Origin of the sequence: Mesorhizobium sp. M0621 (assembly GCF_040320745.1) — a bacterium.
GTDB lineage: Bacteria > Pseudomonadota > Alphaproteobacteria > Rhizobiales > Rhizobiaceae > Mesorhizobium.
In genome coordinates this window covers 77,654-93,418 of sequence record NZ_JAMYQF010000024.1, presented here as the reverse complement: position 1 = coordinate 93,418, position 15,765 = coordinate 77,654, and the positions used below count along the sequence as shown (strand labels likewise).

Annotated in this window: 13 protein-coding genes and 1 pseudogene; 9 read left to right on the top strand and 5 right to left on the bottom strand. The window is 58.4% G+C overall.

Going from position 1 to position 15,765, the window contains the following annotated elements; genetic code table 11:
• From NKI38_RS18270 to nifA, 4 genes are all read right to left on the bottom strand, one after another.
• Positions 1-355, bottom strand: a 355-nt coding sequence (locus tag NKI38_RS18270; RefSeq protein WP_352659600.1) for a transposase, incomplete at its 3' end; no start/stop codon positions are given.
• 140 nt (positions 356-495) lie between these two features.
• The gene (locus NKI38_RS18265; protein WP_023736289.1) at positions 496-1,536 is read right to left on the bottom strand and encodes an LLM class flavin-dependent oxidoreductase; all 1,041 of its coding nucleotides are present in this window, start codon (positions 1,534-1,536) and stop codon (positions 496-498) included.
• 89 nt (positions 1,537-1,625) lie between these two features.
• Complete coding sequence (gene hisC, locus NKI38_RS18260; RefSeq protein WP_352659599.1) at positions 1,626-2,765, bottom strand: histidinol-phosphate transaminase; 1,140 nt, start codon at positions 2,763-2,765, stop codon at positions 1,626-1,628.
• A gap of 218 nt (positions 2,766-2,983) precedes the next feature.
• Positions 2,984-4,750, bottom strand: a complete 1,767-nt coding sequence (nifA, locus tag NKI38_RS18255; protein ID WP_352659598.1) for a nif-specific transcriptional activator NifA — start codon at positions 4,748-4,750, stop codon at positions 2,984-2,986.
• A 1,279-nt stretch (positions 4,751-6,029) separates the two neighbouring features.
• Between nifA and NKI38_RS18250 the strand changes: the two genes are divergently transcribed.
• Both NKI38_RS18250 and NKI38_RS18245 read left to right on the top strand, forming a co-directional pair.
• A complete protein-coding gene (locus NKI38_RS18250) occupies positions 6,030-7,358 on the top strand; it encodes a dicarboxylate/amino acid:cation symporter (protein WP_023736285.1) in 1,329 nt (442 codons plus the stop codon).
• Between the two features lie 302 nt (positions 7,359-7,660).
• Positions 7,661-8,692 carry a LacI family DNA-binding transcriptional regulator gene (locus NKI38_RS18245; RefSeq protein WP_352657229.1) on the top strand — a complete coding sequence of 344 codons (1,032 nt, stop codon included), beginning with the start codon at positions 7,661-7,663 and terminating at the stop codon, positions 8,690-8,692.
• Between the two features lie 504 nt (positions 8,693-9,196).
• On the opposite strand, the gene NKI38_RS18240 is transcribed toward NKI38_RS18245, so the two are convergent.
• Positions 9,197-10,222: a LysR family transcriptional regulator gene (locus NKI38_RS18240; RefSeq protein ID WP_352657226.1), complete on the bottom strand. Its 1,026-nt coding sequence runs from the start codon at positions 10,220-10,222 to the stop codon at positions 9,197-9,199.
• Positions 10,223-10,460: 238 nt separating this feature from the next.
• Between NKI38_RS18240 and NKI38_RS18235 the strand changes: the two genes are divergently transcribed.
• From NKI38_RS18235 to NKI38_RS18205, 7 genes and pseudogenes are all read left to right on the top strand, one after another.
• On the top strand, positions 10,461-11,054 hold the full coding sequence (locus NKI38_RS18235) for a NodA family N-acyltransferase (RefSeq protein WP_023736281.1): 594 nt from the start codon (positions 10,461-10,463) through the stop codon (positions 11,052-11,054).
• The gene (nodB, locus tag NKI38_RS18230) at positions 11,051-11,710 is read left to right on the top strand and encodes a chitooligosaccharide deacetylase NodB (protein WP_352659597.1); all 660 of its coding nucleotides are present in this window, start codon (positions 11,051-11,053) and stop codon (positions 11,708-11,710) included. The genes NKI38_RS18235 and nodB overlap by 4 nt, the downstream gene beginning before the upstream one ends.
• 14 nt (positions 11,711-11,724) lie before the next feature.
• A complete protein-coding gene (gene nodC, locus NKI38_RS18225; protein ID WP_352659596.1) occupies positions 11,725-13,083 on the top strand; it encodes a chitooligosaccharide synthase NodC in 1,359 nt (452 codons plus the stop codon).
• 35 nt (positions 13,084-13,118) lie between these two features.
• The gene (gene nodS, locus NKI38_RS18220; RefSeq protein ID WP_023770905.1) at positions 13,119-13,727 is read left to right on the top strand and encodes a nodulation methyltransferase NodS; all 609 of its coding nucleotides are present in this window, start codon (positions 13,119-13,121) and stop codon (positions 13,725-13,727) included.
• Between the two features lie 35 nt (positions 13,728-13,762).
• A pseudogene (locus NKI38_RS18215) lies at positions 13,763-14,008 on the top strand (carbamoyltransferase N-terminal domain-containing protein); the annotation flags it as partial.
• A gap of 43 nt (positions 14,009-14,051) precedes the next feature.
• Entirely contained in the window at positions 14,052-14,963 is a 912-nt protein-coding gene (nodI, locus tag NKI38_RS18210) for a nodulation factor ABC transporter ATP-binding protein NodI (protein WP_023736276.1), read from the top strand.
• Between the two features lie 3 nt (positions 14,964-14,966).
• Complete coding sequence (locus NKI38_RS18205; RefSeq protein WP_023736275.1) at positions 14,967-15,755, top strand: ABC transporter permease; 789 nt, start codon at positions 14,967-14,969, stop codon at positions 15,753-15,755.
• The last annotated feature ends 10 nt before the right edge of the window (positions 15,756-15,765 follow it).

The window sequence follows — 15,765 nt, the reverse complement described above, 5'->3', positions numbered from 1 at the left end:
CGCCCTCCAGCAACCGGTCGCGGTTCTTGGAGAACACAGAATGATCCCAGGCCGCATCGTCAACGCCAATCCCGACGAACCAGCGGAACAGAAGGTCGTATTCCAGCCGCTCCATCAACAGCCGCTCCGAGCGGATTGAATAGAACGCCTGCAATAGCATCGCCCGCAGCAGCTTCTCCGGCGGGATCGATGGCCGTCCAATCGGCGAATACAGCGCCGCGAAGTCCCGCTCCAGCGCCGACAGGGCTTCATTCACGATCGTCCGGATCGCCCGCAACGGATGATTGCGCCGCACCCGCGCCTCAAGGTCAACATAGCTGAACAGTTCGCCAGTTCGATCATCGCCGCCGCGCACTCGTCACCTCCAAATCCCTTCGGAGCCAATGAATCACGGTCAGAGCCTTGCAGCGAGCGCCTTTTTCAACAGCCTGCTAGAGCACGTGGATGTGAGGGAGCGCTGTACAACGATTCAACCTCAGACTGCGAATTTCATGGTCAGCCAAGTCGAGCCATGATTTCGGATTGGATGGTCGTCGCAGTGTACAGGGAAGCATCTAGCGGCAGATTTCCAAATGCCAGTTGACAAAGCAGGTAGTTGGCACCTGCCTCTTCCAACTGACCTAACAGAGCTTTTCGCACAGATTCTGCTGATCCTACCACGCACAATTCACTCTCGACTGCCGCATCGAAGGTCAGCGGCAGGTTTGGTGGAGTGGGGATAGCGTTAAGCTCGTAAAGGAATTGGAAGCTCTTGAGCCAGCGTTCGTAAGCAGGTGCCGCGAGCGAATAGGCATGTGTGTCACAACGCCCAACCACGACCATGCGGAGCAATCCGATAAATTGCGCCTGATCCCCCGCGCCAGCGTTGTCCTCTCGATAGGCGCGGAACGCATCAGTAGTTTTGCGAACAGAAGAGGAAGGTCCTACACACGCGATATTTGTTCCATTCGCAGCCGCCCAAGCTGCGGACTCGGGTCGATTGGCAGCGACCCATGTCGGCGGATGTGGACGCTGATGAGGTCTTAGCGTCAAAGGAACGTCATTGAGATCAAAATGGCGGCCTTGATAGCATAGCGTGCCGACCTTCATCGGATTAACAAGTATTTCCATGAGGATTTCGCTGGCTTCAGCATAACGGCCCGGCACCGCGTCCGCACCAATCCCGAAGTAGCCCAATTCGATCGGGAGAGCACCGCGCCCTATGCCCAGTTCGAGCCTGCCACCGCTCAACTGGTCCAGCATACAGATCTCTTCGAACGCACGCAGCGGATGATAAAGCGCAAGCAGCATCACCAAGGGTCCGAGACGCAAGCGCCGGGTGCGCTGGGCGACGCTCGATAAGAACAGATTCGGCGATGGACCTCTCCCATGGGGAGTACAGTGGTGTTCTGCGAGATGATAGGCATAGAACCCTAGCTGATCGCACGCCTCTGCTAATATCAGGCGATCTTCGTACTGCCGACCGATGTCGCGGCCATCCTCGTCCAGATGATCGAAGATGCCGAACGCTAGGTTTGAAGGAAAGACGTTTGTCACTCGATAAGTCCCCGATTTTAAAAGCAGGCTGTTCTCTTGCTGGGATGACCAAGCAAGTCGGAAGAGATGTGTGTGATCGCCGATTAACGTCAGCGTAACGAAGAAGCAGAGCCTGACGCTTCCCTGCCCTTGGAGCTTGGCACCGTTAAGCTTCCAGCAATGTCGCCAGCGGCAGCAAGAAATGCATCCATCTGCTCTTTTGTGCCGATGCTGACGCGGATGCAGTGTTCCAAGCCTTTGCCCGGAAAAAACGCGACAAGTATCTTTTGCCTTTCCAATGCTGCTTGCCACCATGAGCCGTCCTGTCCCGCGGGCACACGGGCCAGCAAGAAATTTGCGCGGGAGGGCGTTACGGAAAATCCGAGTTGCGACAGCGCGACTGTCACTCGCTCTCGTTCATCCTTGATGTGCTTGTGGTTCTCTGCGTAGGCGCCGCGATGCGCAAGCACGCTGATACCAACGGCATGCCCGATGACGTTCATGTTGAAGACGTTCTGGATGTTTCGCAGCCTGCCAATAATTTCAGGGTGACCGAAACCGAAACCGACGCGAATGCCGGCGGCGGCATAGCTTTTCGAGAATGACCTCAAGATCAGAACGTTCGGATACTGGTTGATGAGGCGCAGGCCATGATCGGGTGCAAAGTCGACGTAGGCTTCATCAAGGACAACCAAGCGGTCTGATTGTGCTACGAGGCGTTCGATATCGCTTATCGGGAGGAATGTTCCGGTCGGATTGTTTGGATTGGCCAACATAATGAACTTGGCGTCTTTTGCCGGACCGGAAAGCAATTGCTCCATTGGCAGGGAATGAGCTTGACATCCGATTTCGAGAAACTCGGCGCCCTGAATCATGGCAAGTTTGCGGTTGAACGAAAACCCTGGCGACATCATCGCAACCTTGTCGCCAGGCGCGAGGAAAGCTCTGTAGATCAGTCCGAGCAGTTCAGACGACCCGTTGCCTGCGATGACCTGATCCCTGGAAACGCCATAGGTGCTGGACGCCGCTTCCCTCAAGCTGATGTTATCGTCATCCGGATATAGATACTGGCACTTGAGGGCCGCCACTGCACTTTGCATTATGATTGGCGGCAACGGAAACGGGTTCTCATTCGTATTCAGCTTGACAAAATTTCCGTCCGGTGCTGGTCCGTTGGACGGCAGAGCATCTAAGTGTCGCGTCACTGGCGGAAGAGCCGAAAGCACAGTTTGCAGTTTTGCATCGGACATATTTTAACTCCGTTTTAGTCACCAGGGGCATCCGTATGAGCTCGCAACGAGAGCAACATGGCGGACAGGATTGACGATGGAAGCGTTGCCTCTCACACGATGGTCGCAACGCAGACACGGGAATTCGGCCAGGCTGTCCTCGATGAATCGAGTGGAAGCGGACGCGGACCTGCATCGCTGCCGCAAGGCGCTAAGCAGCTCAGCTCATCTCCTCGGTTTCAGATACGCTTGATCTCGACGCCGTATTTCCTCAGCACGTAGCCAATCTGGCGCGGGGTCAGTCCAAGGAGGCGCGCTGCCTTTGCCTGCACCCAGCCACATCTTTCCATGGCAGCAATGACGCGCTCTATGTCGGGGGTCCTCGCACCAATTGGGTGTGTTGCGCCGGCACGCGGGACTGTGGTCGCGGCCGAACAGGCTGCCGCATCCGGCGGCGTGGCCGGATTCGCTGACTCCGGCAGGATCGGCGCTGGTTGCATCGCGGCCTTGCCCGATCTGCACTTCCACAGCGCCTCGGCAAAGCATTGGCCTTGGGAGCAGGCAAAGTCGTTTCTCCCGATTGATAGTCCCTCGGCCAGGATCGCTGTCCGGTGCACGCAATTTTCAAGCTCGCGAATGTTGCCGGGAAACTCACATTTCATCAGCACTTCAATCGCACACGGATCGAAGGTAAGCGTACAGCCGTTCTCGTCGTTGAACTTCTTGAGAAACTCAGCTGCGAGCAGCGGAATATCGCTGCGCCTCTGGCGCAATGCTGGTACCAGCAAGGGAACCACGTTGATGCGGTAGTATAGGTCGGCGCGGAACTCATTCCTTGCAACCGCCTCTTCCAGGTTCCTGTTCGTGGCGGCAATCACGCGAACATCGACCTTGATGGTCTGATTGCTGCCGACGCGCTCAAACTCCTGCTCCTGCAGCACGCGCAGCAGCTTTGCCTGGAACGAGGCCGAGATCTCGCCAATCTCATCCAGAAACAACGTCCCCTTGTCAGCGAGCTCAAAGCGCCCCTTGCGGGAATTGAATGCGCTTGTGAAGGCACCCTTCTCATGACCGAACAATTCGGATTCCAGGACTGTCTCTGGGAGCGCTGCACAATTGAGTTTAACGAAGGGCCGCTTGGCGCGCGGCGACAACTCGTGAATTGCCTTGGCAGCCAGCTCCTTCCCGGTACCGGACTCGCCTCGCAACAGAACCGTGGTTTTTGCCTTGGCTACGATCGCGATCTTCTCCAGCAGCGCGCTTATCGCCGGACTGTCACCAATCATCCCCTCGACATGAACCTTTTTGCGCCGGGGTGCAGGGTGCTTAACATCGGAAAATTTCGTTTGCAGCCGATCTTCCAACTCCGGCGGTCGCTCGCGGTCCCCCGCGCAGAAGCGGTGCAACTTGACTGTCTGTCCCACCATGTTGGCAATCATGGTGAGCAGTCGGACATCGTAATCGAGCCGATAGCTCGACCTGCTTTCCAAAGCCCTGTCCATAGTCATCGCGCCTACGGCGTTTCCATCAACACGAATGGGAACGCCGATGAAGGACACGGTGTCGGAGGCCCCAAGCACCTCGATGTCAGCGGCAGTGAAGGCCGGATGCATCGCTATGTCCTCGGCGATGAGCGGCGTGTCCGTCGTCACAATCTGATCGATGGCGTTGCGCGGCACGCGCGACCGGGAGGGCTCATTGCTGTTCGTGTCGCAGTCGCTGGCCACGGTGATGTCCAGTCCGGCCTCGGCATCGCAGAGAGTGATGATGCCGTGCCGCATCTGCACTAACGAGTGCAGGAGATCAACGACCTTGGCCAACGTGAGTTCGAGCCGGGCGGGACCGGTGAGTATTTTCGATATTTCGAAGATTCCGGTGAGGGCGCGCTCGTGCAATGCCCCATTCGCAGGATTCGTCTCGGACGTTGGACAACCCCTTATCGCATCCGGCAGCGATATGCCGCACTCGCTGGCATTTTGTTCTGATTTGCGAATGTTGTGGTGCATGTGATCCTCGATCTCGCGCCATCAAACGTAGGCCGGCGGCATGTGCGCCCGCGACGTCGCGAGCAAGCGCGAAAATACTCCGACGTGAACTCGTGCCGCCGCCGTTTGGTCGAGTGCAAAGCGGATCGAACCCTGATGCATCGCTTGGCTCTCCCCTCCACGAAGCTTGGCCATGGTCTCGGCTTGCACCAAGGCAACCACACGTTGTTTTCAACAGACTGGAGCGAGGCGGGATAGTCAATCGAGCTTTCTTTCATTCGTGAAAGGAAACCTCGCGGCATATGATAGAATTCATCAATTCTGTTTTTGCCGTTGAACGACGGAAATACTTGCGCCGGCGATGCGGTGCCCGAGCGGCTGACCGCGCCGAGTGTAAAAGCCGGGCCGTGCCATTCACCAGCGCCCGCGACGGAGGGGCGGAAGTGATAATAACCGCCAACGGCACTGGTCGTTTGCGGCAACCGCCATTTTGCTCGAGTTGATCATGCGACGGCGGTGTCGCGTGTGAAGGCGCGAAGCTGGCGTCGAGTACGGCTTGGTAGGCGGTGCTCGCAATTTCCAGATCGCATCGTCGTGGTCAGCGCCAACGGCGTCAATCTCTACGTCTCGACGTGGCTTTCATGCAGCGGGAGCGCTGCAAAGAGCACAGCCATTCTCGGCTCTGGTGCCACCGATGAACCGCGAGCCAGAGGGATCGACCGGCAGCACTCTGTCAGTGAACATCAACGGGTCGTGCTGGACCCTCGTCGTTCCCGCCTTGTGCCAGCGCATTCATTCCATCATGGGTGCCACGGCTAGTCAGGGAAAGCGAAGCTCTCGGCCTCCTCTAGACCAACGGATTTCGTCATGTGGCGCAGGCGTTCCGGCGAGAGGAACTCGCCTCTCACAGCGCTTCCGAACAGGGGTAAGTTAGCCTGTCATCTGGACGGGCTTATGAACAGGCGACCTATCTGGTACGCGCTGGCGCCAGCGATGCGGCCCGGTCCAAAGCCGGCTAAAACGAGGAACCCACCACGCTCTGTGCAGCAAACCGCTAGCCAGAGGGATCGACCGGCAGCACTCTGCCAGAGACATCAAGGGCGTGCCGGACCGCGGCCTATCCCGCTGGTCTGACACCGCATTCCTCCATCATTGGCGAGCCCACGTCAGTTCAGGTCATGCGGATTCATCTGGCATGGGTATTGCGGCGGCGTTGGTGCAGCGTTCGACCGGAGCGCCGCGATAGGGAGAAGCCCGGGAGAAGTCACGCCACCTCGATCCGGTCAGGGAGAGAGAACCAGTGTCAGCTGCACAAGTCCGCGGCGCGAGTCCCGCGCCCCGCAAACCCTTCTACACCAAGCTCTACGCCCAGGTGCTTGCCGCCATCGCGCTCGGCGTCGCAATTGGCTATTTTTATCCGGAGACCGGCGAGAGCCTGAAGCCGCTGGGTGATGCCTTCATCAAGCTGGTCAAGATGATCATCGCGCCTGTCATCTTCCTGACAATTGCCACCGGCATTGCCGGCATGAACGATCTTCATAAGGTCGGCCGGGTTGCCGGTAAAGCAATGGTCTATTTCCTCACCTTCTCGACGCTCGCGCTGATCGTCGGCCTCATCGTCGCCAATGTCGTCCAGCCTGGCGCCGGCCTCAACATTGATCCGGCCTCGCTCGATGTCCAGGCCGTGAATACCTATGCCGCAAAAGCCAGCGAGCAGTCGGTCACCGGCTTTCTGATGAACATCATCCCGCCAACGATCGTCGGAGCCTTCGCCGAAGGCGACATCCTGCAGGTGCTGTTCTTCTCGGTTCTGTTCGGCATGGCGCTTGCGATGGCCGGCGAGCCGGGCAAGCCTGTCGTTTGCTTCCTTCAGGCGCTCATCGCGCCTGTCTTCAAGCTCGTTGGAATTCTGATGAAGGCCGCGCCGATCGGCGCTTTTGGCGCAATGGCCTTCACCATCGGCAGATATGGCATCGGTTCGGTGGTCAACCTCGCGATGCTGGTCGCGACGTTCTATTTCACCGCCTTCCTCTTCGTGTTCGGGGTTCTCGGCGCGGTCTGTCGCTACAACGGCTTCTCGATCTGTTCTCTCATTCGCTACATCAAGGAAGAGCTGCTGCTTGTCCTCGCAACGTCCTCCTCGGAGGCGGCGCTCCCTTCGCTGATGCAGAAAATGGAGAAGGCGGGCGCCAGGCGTTCGGTTGTGGGTCTCGTCATCCCGGCCGGATACTCATTCAATCTGGACGGCACGAATATCTACATGACGCTGGCGGCCCTCTTCATCGCGCAGGCGACGAACACGGATCTGTCCATCGGCGATCAGGTGCTGCTGCTGCTCGTAGCAATGCTTTCCTCCAAGGGCGCTGCAGGTGTCACAGGCGCGGGCTTCATCACCCTGGCGGCTACGCTCGCCGTAGTTCCGAGTGTTCCCGTTGCTGGGATGGCACTGATACTCGGCATCGACCGCTTCATGTCCGAATGCCGGGCGCTGACGAATTGCGTCGGCAACGCAGTGGCATCCCTCGTCGTCGCCCGCTGGGAAGGAGAATTGGACCGAGCACAGATGAAAGCCGCCTTCTGCGGTCATCAGCTTGCCAAGGCATCAAACCGGCTACCCTCCTCCAAGTAAGGTGGGCGGCCCACGACCTGTTAAGTCGCCTAGCTGGTCACATGAACTGAACGACCGACCCGCAGCCTCTAAACGGCTCCTCACGGACCATGTAGCCGAAGCGCTAAATGTGTGAGTGCAAACCGTCACCGCCCTTTAAGCGAATGAGCCTTTCAGTATACCCGGCCGGTTTACGTCTGGAATGATGTTCGTCCAACACGCTGTTGGCCGTTCGTATGGGACGTTTTCACTTTGCCACCCGAAACCGAAACCCGTTAGGCGACAGAGAGCCGGCCGGCGTCAAAAAGATCAGAATAGGACCTATGACCAAGCGCCCCACAATTGCCGATCTCGCCCGCGAAGCCCGAGTCAGCGTAGCAACGATCGATCGGGTTCTGAACGCCCGCCATCCGGTGCGCGAGGAGACCGCGCGGCGGGTCCACGACGCCGCCCACGCGATCGGCTATCATGCTGCCGGGCTAATCAAGCAGCGCTTGCGGCGAGACCTACCGCACTACCGTCTGGGCTTCATCTTGAGAAAACCGGCTCAGCATTTCTACCAAGATTTTGCGCGCGAGGTCGAAGCATCGGTCAATTTGGCCCAGTCCTTCCACGGCATTCCGCTCGTCGAATTCGCCCCGTCACATATGCCGAGCGACCTGATCGCGCGGCTCAAGGATTTGGGCGCACGCTGCCATGCGATCGCGATGGTGGCACCGGACCACCCGAAAATTACAGCAGCGGTTGAGGACCTCAAGGCCAAAGGCATTCCGGTTTTCTCGCTGCTTTCCGACTTCGCCGCCGGCGTGCGACAGGGGTATATCGGCCTTAACAACCGCAAGGTGGGGCGCACGGCCGCTTGGATGGTGTCGAAGGTCGCAAAACGGCCCGGCAAAGTGGCGGTTTTTGTCGGCAGCCATCGTTTTCAGGGGCACGAGCTCCGTGACGTCGGCTTTCGCTCCTATTGCCGTGAGAACGCGCCCACGTTCGAGGTGCTGGATCCAGTCATGAACCTCGAGAAACGGCAGATCACCTACGAGGCAACGCTTGATCTCATGCAGCGAGAGCCCGAGCTCGTCGGCTTCTATGTCGCCGGCGGCGGCATGGAGGGCGCCATCTCCGCGCTCCGAGAAGAGGGCAAATGTCGCGATCTCGTCGCGATCGTGAATGAAATCACGCCGGAGTCTCGGGCGGCGCTCGCAGATAATATTGTCACGATGGCGGTCGCCACGCCAATGCGCCGACTTTGCCAGGAGCTGATAATGCTGATGACGCGGGCTATCGAGACCGGCACCGCTGAAACACCCGGACAGACATTTCTCCCGTTCGACATCCATCTGCCGGAAAATATATGAAACTCATGGACTCTATCGTGAGCGGGGAGTTTCCTTTCATAAACGAGAGAAAGTTGAATGATGATCCCATCCCGCGGGGTGGCCGCACCCACGGACCTCAGCCGGGCAGAATGTAGCGCCGATTAGATGAACGGATCGGCCACGCGTTCAGGCAGAAGCGCGGGGTCAATTGCCTGGGTCCGCAGCGTCAAGCTCGACCGGCTTCATTGCCAAGTGCCCGACTTTCTCGGTGCAGGGGACTGTCGTCGACGCCAGTAGCCGAGCGAGGCTGGCACAGATGATCGACCACGTGGACCGCCATCTCCTCGCCTGGCCGCGCGTGAAAAGCCGCGGCAAGGCCTGCGACGTTGGCATTTAAGTGGGGCTGAGCATCTTCTGGGACTCCGCAAGCAAAATCGGAGGCGGCAGTCAATTCAGTAGCAACCCCGGGCGTGTGTTCTGCTCGTTCCTGGCCCTCGTACTTGACAATCAACTGCGCCGCTCTGCTGGGCAAAGGCCCGGTGTTTAAGTGGGGCTTAACATCTTCCGGGACTTCGCACGCGAAATCGAGGTGGCAGTCGGTACCAACAACCGCAAGGTCGGATCGGCGTGCCCGAGACGCTCATTGATTTCAGGCAAAGGCGCCAGGCTAGATGCCTCCTGCAACATCATTTCCCGCATCCACATGCTTGCCGGATCAGTATTGTGAAGCTCAGGCCATTGGACGGCCTCCGTGAATGCGGGAGGAGGAAGTGGCGGCGGAAGTTGGACAATCCGCAGGGGTGTTGTTTTTGCGAAATGCTGCGCCAGCCGTAAGGGCATGGTCCCGATGCGGTTGCTGCCTGACAGGACGGGCGCGATCAGGCTAAAGCCCTGTACGACGACCTCGACACGTCTCTCGAAACCGTGCTCGAGCAAATACCATTCCTCCATGGTGGGCTGCCGGGTGTGCCTGAATTTGAGCACGACATGCCCCATGGACAAGTATCGCTCGAATGTAAGTGGCTCTGACAGCTGCTTGTTCGTGCCGCAGCCTACGCATACGAGCATATCTTCGAACAGGGCTGCGCGAGGATGTTTCGACATGAACACTTCCGGCATAATCAGAAAATCAAGGTCGCCGCGCCGGAGAAGCTCCTCGGGGTCGTCGCAAATAGGCAGACATTCGAAGCGGACGGCGGGAGCTTCCCGCGCAGCACGCTCTACGATCTTCTTAAAAAATACGAGCGTGATGTAATCGGAAAGCATCATTCGGAAGAGACGATCCGATTGGGCCGGGTTGAAAGCGTCGGAGGAAATAATCGATAGCTGAATGTGCAGCAATGCCTCCCGGACTGCTGTGGCGAGCCCGTCGGCGCGCGGTGTCAAAATGAGCTCGCGGCCGTTCATCGTAAATAGCTCATCGTTGAAATAGGCGCGTAACCGAGCAACGGCGGCGCTCATGGCCGGCTGGCTCAGGTTGATACTGCGAGCCGCGGCAGTGACTTTACGCTCCCTCATCAGAGCGTCCAGCACAACGAGGAGATTTAGATCGAGTCCCTTGAAACGCATGTCATGTTCTATCCAACGTGTGGATGCGTATCATTCAAACAATCAATTTTACGAATTTACGAGCCATGCATTAGAGGAACGTTAATGAGCGACGTCAAGCTCAAATCGACGACACGGGCCGGAACTTCGAGAGAGCGTCTGGCTCACCTTCGCCAACGACAACGGCTGAATGCAGCCAACAGCGCCGCTTTGGTCGGGTAATGCGGCCGCAAAAAACTAATATGAAGAGAGGTCCTGAATGCGCCACCAGGTGCAGTGGAAGTTGTGCTGGGAAAACGAGTTGCAGCTCTCCGATCACGTTGAGCTCGCCGAGTTCTTTCGTGATACGTACGGGCCGACTGGGGCGTCCAACGCAGAACCGTTCGAAGGTAGTCGAAGCTGGGCCGGAGCCAGGCCTGAACTCCGCGTGATCGCCTATGATTCAAGTGGTGTAGCGGCTCACATGGGCATACTGCGCCGTTTCATCAAGGTTGACGCGGTCGACCTGTTGGTGGCTGAGCTGGGCCTGTACGGGGTACGCCCGGACCTTGAGGGTCTCGGAATCGCCCATTCAATCCATGTCATGCTTCCAATACTGCAGGAGCTTGGCGTTCCATTCGCTTTCGGAACGGTCCGGGACGCGCTGCGGAATCATGTTGAGAGGTTCGGGCGGCGATACAGGCCTTTGGCCGTTTTGTCGGGAATTCGCGTGCGCTCGACCCGACCAGAGGCCCGCCTCGACCTGCCGCCCACACGCATCGATGACGCACTCACCATTGTTCTGCCGGTTGGACGGCCGATCAGCGAATGGCCCACGGGCACGATGATAGATCGGAACGGACCAGAGCTATGAGCCGTCCCGATTGCTTGTACGAAGTGCGCCGTGAGTGCTCTGACGGCACCGGCCGTCGCAGCGTTTATCTGACGTTTGACGACGGTCCCAATCGACTTTTCACACCGGAGATTCTCGATGTGCTGGCAGAGCAGCGGGTGCCGGCGACTTTCTTCGTCATCGGCGCCTACGCCTTAGAGCACCCAGATCTAATCCAACGGATGATCGCAGAAGGGCACGAGGTAGGCAACCACACGATGTCTCATCCGGATCTGTACCAATGCGGTTTCGGCGAAGTGCAACGTGAGGTCTTTGAAGCGAACGACGCCATCATGAGAGCGTGCCCGCAGGCCTCGGTGCGCTATGTTCGCGCGCCCTACGGCGCCTGGAGCGAAGAAGTCTTCACAGCGTCACAGATCGCCGGGCTGGCGGCCCTCCATTGGTCCGTCGACCCTCGAGATTGGTCTCGCCCTGGGGTCGACGCGATTGTCGATAAAGTGCTCGCCTCTGTCCGGCCGGGCGCAATCGTACTCTTGCACGACGGCTGCCCTCCCGGCGAGTTGGGCCGGGGCGCTCACGCCGGTCTGCGCGACCAGACGGTCACGGCGCTGTCCGGGCTGATTCCAGCATTGCGTGAGCGCGGATTTGTAATCCGCTCACTTCCTCAACATCACTGAACAAACGAGATCCCATGACTCTTCTTGGTACAACCAGCACTGTGGCCATATCGCTTTATGCGCTGCTCTCGACTGCTTATAAGAGCATGCAGGGGCTTTATGCTCTGCCGACAAACGACTCATCGGCGTTGGATGTTCTCGTCGGCTCCGATCAACTGCCCAGCGTGGATGTCATCGTCCCCTGCTTCAACGAGGATCCGCGCACGCTTTCAGAGTGCCTGGCTTCCATTGCCGACCAAGAATATGCCGGAAGACTTCGGGTCTATGTGGTTGATGACGGTTCTGGAAATCGCGAAGCCTTAGGAACTGTCCACGAAGCCTACGCGCGCGACCCTAGGTTCGACATCATTTTGCTTCCCGAGAATGTTGGAAAGCGCAAGGCGCAGATCGCCGCGATACGCCGCTCATCAGGGGATCTGGTGCTTAACGTTGATTCAGACACGTTACTCGCGTCCGACGTCATTGCCAAGCTTGTACCGAAGATGCGAGATTCAGCGGTCGGCGCAGTCATGGGTCAGTTGACGGCCAGTAACCGGACCGAGAGCTGGCTGACCAGGCTGATAGACATGGAGTACTGGCTGGCTTGCAACGAGGAGCGCGCGGCGCAGGCTCGCTTCGGTGCCGTTATGTGCTGTTGCGGCCCATGTGCCATGTACCGCCGGTCTGCGCTCCTTTTGTTACTGGACCAGTACGAGTCGCAGTTTTTTCGGGGCAAGCCAAGCGACTTCGGTGAGGATCGCCATCTTACTATCCTGATGCTGAAAGCAGGCTTTCGAACCGAGTACGTTCCGAGCGCCATCGCGGCCACAGTCGTCCCGAACAGACTAGGACCGTATCTGCGCCAACAACTCCGTTGGGCACGAAGCACATTCCGGGACACGCTGCTTGGGCTGCGCTTGCTGCCCAGCCTGAATAGCTATCTCACGTTGGACGTGGTCGGACAGAATCTCGGCGCGCTACTCCTCGCCGTATCGGTATTAACGGGCCTCGCACATTTCGCACTGACAGGCTCTGTGCCTTGGTGGACAGGACTGATGATTGTGTCCATGACCATGCTCCGATGCAGCGTGGTAGCATTTCGTGCCCGACAGTTTCGATTTCTGGGCTTTTCGCTGCACACGTTCATCAACATCTTTCTCTTGCTTCCGGTGAAGGCCTACGCGCTGTGTACATTGAGCAATAGCGATTGGCTGTCGCGAGGCTCTGCTGTCGCTACATCGAACACTGGGGGAAAACAGGCCCCCACCCAAACTCCGATCACTGGTTCCAGCAGGGCAGAATTCTCGCCGCATGCGGCTCCGCTTCGCAGGCTCAATCTTGCGCGGGATTCTTCGGAATTAGTGCTGTCGGGCAACATTTGCGGCGACGAGTGATCGCTAATTACCTAGTGGACGAGAGGTGCACGAGTTTGACCCAGAACGTGAATCATCAGTTGCTTGATCGGGAATTGGCCGCAGACGATCCGTGGCTTCTCGACGGCAATCCGTTCGAGCGGAAGCGCCACACGCAAATGCTCCAGCTCGCGCTTGCCCAAGGCTCCATTTCAAATGCCCTCGAAGTCGGGTGCGCTGCCGGCGCATTCACGGAAAAACTAGCCCCCTACTGCCAAGGGCTCACCGTCATCGATGTCGTGGCGCAAGCGATTGCTCGAGCACGTCAACGGATAAACGAGCCGTCGCGCATCAACTGGATAGTCTCCGATGTTCAACAGTTTTCGACCGACGAGTTGTTTGACCTGATCGTTGTGGCGGAGGTCCTCTACTATCTCGAAGACATAGCCGAGATGCGCGCGGCCGTCAAAAACCTGGTGCGGGTGCTTGCGCCTGGCGGGCATCTGATCTTCGGATCGGCAAGGGATGCTAATTGCCGTCGCTGGGGTCACGCCGCTGGTGCTGAGCCGGTCATCGCCATGCTGAACGAAACGTTGATCGAGGTAGAGCGTCTTGAGTGTCGGGGCGAGTCGGTCAACGAAGACTGCTTGCTCGTCCGTTTCCGAAACCCGCTTTCCGCTTCCTGATGAATCGAATCTATCGCCGTTAACCTGGAGACACTATGCGCATCTTTGGTATCAAGCTGACCCATGATGGGGCGATCGCCCTGGTCGAGGATGGACGGCTCGTCTTCTGCGTTGACCAGGAAAAGCGGCACAACGATCCGCGTTACCAAGCCATCGATAATCTCTACGCGATTGTCGCCGCTTTACCGGAACAGGGGCTAAATCCTTGTGATGTCGATCAGTTCGTTATCGACGGTTGGGATGGCGAAGACGAGGCACAGTTTCAGGTCCGGCAGGCAACCAAGCAACCGCCAGTCTTGGCGTCCCTCTCGGTAAAATGAACCCATGTCCATGGTAGCGATCGATCTTACTGACGTAAGCAAAACTTATGACAAGCTCGTTGTCGACAGACTGTCGTTCCGCGTTGCGGCGGGGGAATGCTTCGGGCTCTTGGGACCGAACGGCGCGGGCAAAAGCACGATTGCGCGTATGGTCCTCGGCATGACATCGCCCGATGCGGGGAAGATTACTGTGCTCGGCGTTCCAGTGCCGGCGCGCGCGCGTTTGGCACGTATGCGCATCGGCGTGGTCCCGCAGTTCGACAATCTTGATACCGCGTTCACTGTACGCGAGAACCTGTTGGTGTTCGGGCGCTACTTCCGGATGAGCAGACGCCAGATCGATGCGGTCATACCATCGCTGCTTGAGTTCGCCCGCCTCGAGAACAAAGCGGATGCGCGCGTCGCTGAACTGTCCGGCGGCATGAAGCGGCGCCTGACGCTCGCGCGTGCGCTGATCAATGACCCGCACTTGCTGGTGATGGACGAGCCGACCACCGGCCTCGATCCGCAGGCCCGCCACCTGATCTGGGAACGGCTGCGATCGCTGCTGGCGCGGGGCAAGACTATTCTTTTGACTACCCATTTCATGGAAGAGGCCGAGCGGCTGTGCGATCGGCTGTGCGTTATGGAGGAGGGGCGCAAGATCGCCGAAGGCCGCCCGTCCGCACTCATTGACGAGCAGATCGGCTGTGACGTGGTCGAGGTCTACGGCGGCAATCCGCATGAACTGGGTGCGCTGATCCGGCCGTACGCACAGCGCATCGAGGTGAGCGGTGAGACGCTTTTTTGCTATGCACCCGATCCGGAGCAGGTGCTGGCGCAGCTACGCGGGCGCGCGGGTCTACGCCTTCTGCAGCGTCCCCCCAATCTCGAGGATGTGTTTTTGCGGCTAACCGGGCGCGAGATGGAGGACTGAACAATGGGCGAACGTTATGCGGCGGGCATGCCCGCCAATGCGTGGAATTGGGTCGCGGTTTGGCGCCGCAACTATCTTGGATGGAAGAAAATCGGGCTTGCATCGGTGCTCGGCAACCTCGCCGATCCGATGATCTATCTGTTCGGTCTCGGCTTTGGAATCGGAACAATGATAGGTCCTGTTGAGGGCACTTCGTACATTGCGTTTCTCGCGGCTGGCATGGTTGCCACAAGCGCGATGGCATCGGCGACCGCTGAAACGGTTTACGGGAGTTTCGGCCGCATGGGCGACCAGCGCACCTGGGAAGGAATGCTATGCACTCAGCTGACGCTCGGCGATATCTTACTCGGCGAATTGGCGTGGGCAGCCACCAAGGCCCTGATGGCGGGCACAGCAATCACTATTGTTGCCACCACGCTAGGCTACGCATCGTGGCCATCCATCCTCTGCTTGCTGCCAGTCATCGCTCTCAGTGGCCTCGCCTTCGCGAGTCTAGCGATGGTCGTCACGGCGCTTGCGCCCAGTTATGAATATTTCATATTTTATAATACGCTTGTTATAACGCCCATGCTGTTCCTTTGCGGCGCGATGTTTCCGGTCAACCAATTGCCCGGCGCTTTTCAGGACGTCGCCTCCTTGTTGCCGCTCGCACATGCAATTGACCTCATTCGTCCGGCGATGCTTGGCCGTCCCGCCGGCAGCATGGGCCTGCATATCGGCGCGCTTTGCATATACACGGTTTTGCCGTTCTTCCTATCGGTTGCTCTGTTTCGTCGTCGGCTGATGCGTTGAGGCTCTCACC

Coding starts and splice junctions, on each gene's coding strand:
- hisC (WP_352659599.1), bottom strand. CDS start 2,765: ATGTCCGATGCAAAACTGCAAACTGTGCTTTCGGCTCTTCCGCCAGTG.
- nifA (WP_352659598.1), bottom strand. CDS start 4,750: ATGCACCACAACATTCGCAAATCAGAACAAAATGCCAGCGAGTGCGGC.
- NKI38_RS18245 (WP_352657229.1), top strand. CDS start 7,661: ATGACCAAGCGCCCCACAATTGCCGATCTCGCCCGCGAAGCCCGAGTC.
- NKI38_RS18235 (WP_023736281.1), top strand. CDS start 10,461: ATGCGCCACCAGGTGCAGTGGAAGTTGTGCTGGGAAAACGAGTTGCAG.
- NKI38_RS18240 (WP_352657226.1), bottom strand. CDS start 10,222: ATGCGTTTCAAGGGACTCGATCTAAATCTCCTCGTTGTGCTGGACGCT.
- nodB (WP_352659597.1), top strand. CDS start 11,051: ATGAGCCGTCCCGATTGCTTGTACGAAGTGCGCCGTGAGTGCTCTGAC.
- nodI (WP_023736276.1), top strand. CDS start 14,052: ATGTCCATGGTAGCGATCGATCTTACTGACGTAAGCAAAACTTATGAC.
- nodC (WP_352659596.1), top strand. CDS start 11,725: ATGACTCTTCTTGGTACAACCAGCACTGTGGCCATATCGCTTTATGCG.
- NKI38_RS18205 (WP_023736275.1), top strand. CDS start 14,967: ATGGGCGAACGTTATGCGGCGGGCATGCCCGCCAATGCGTGGAATTGG.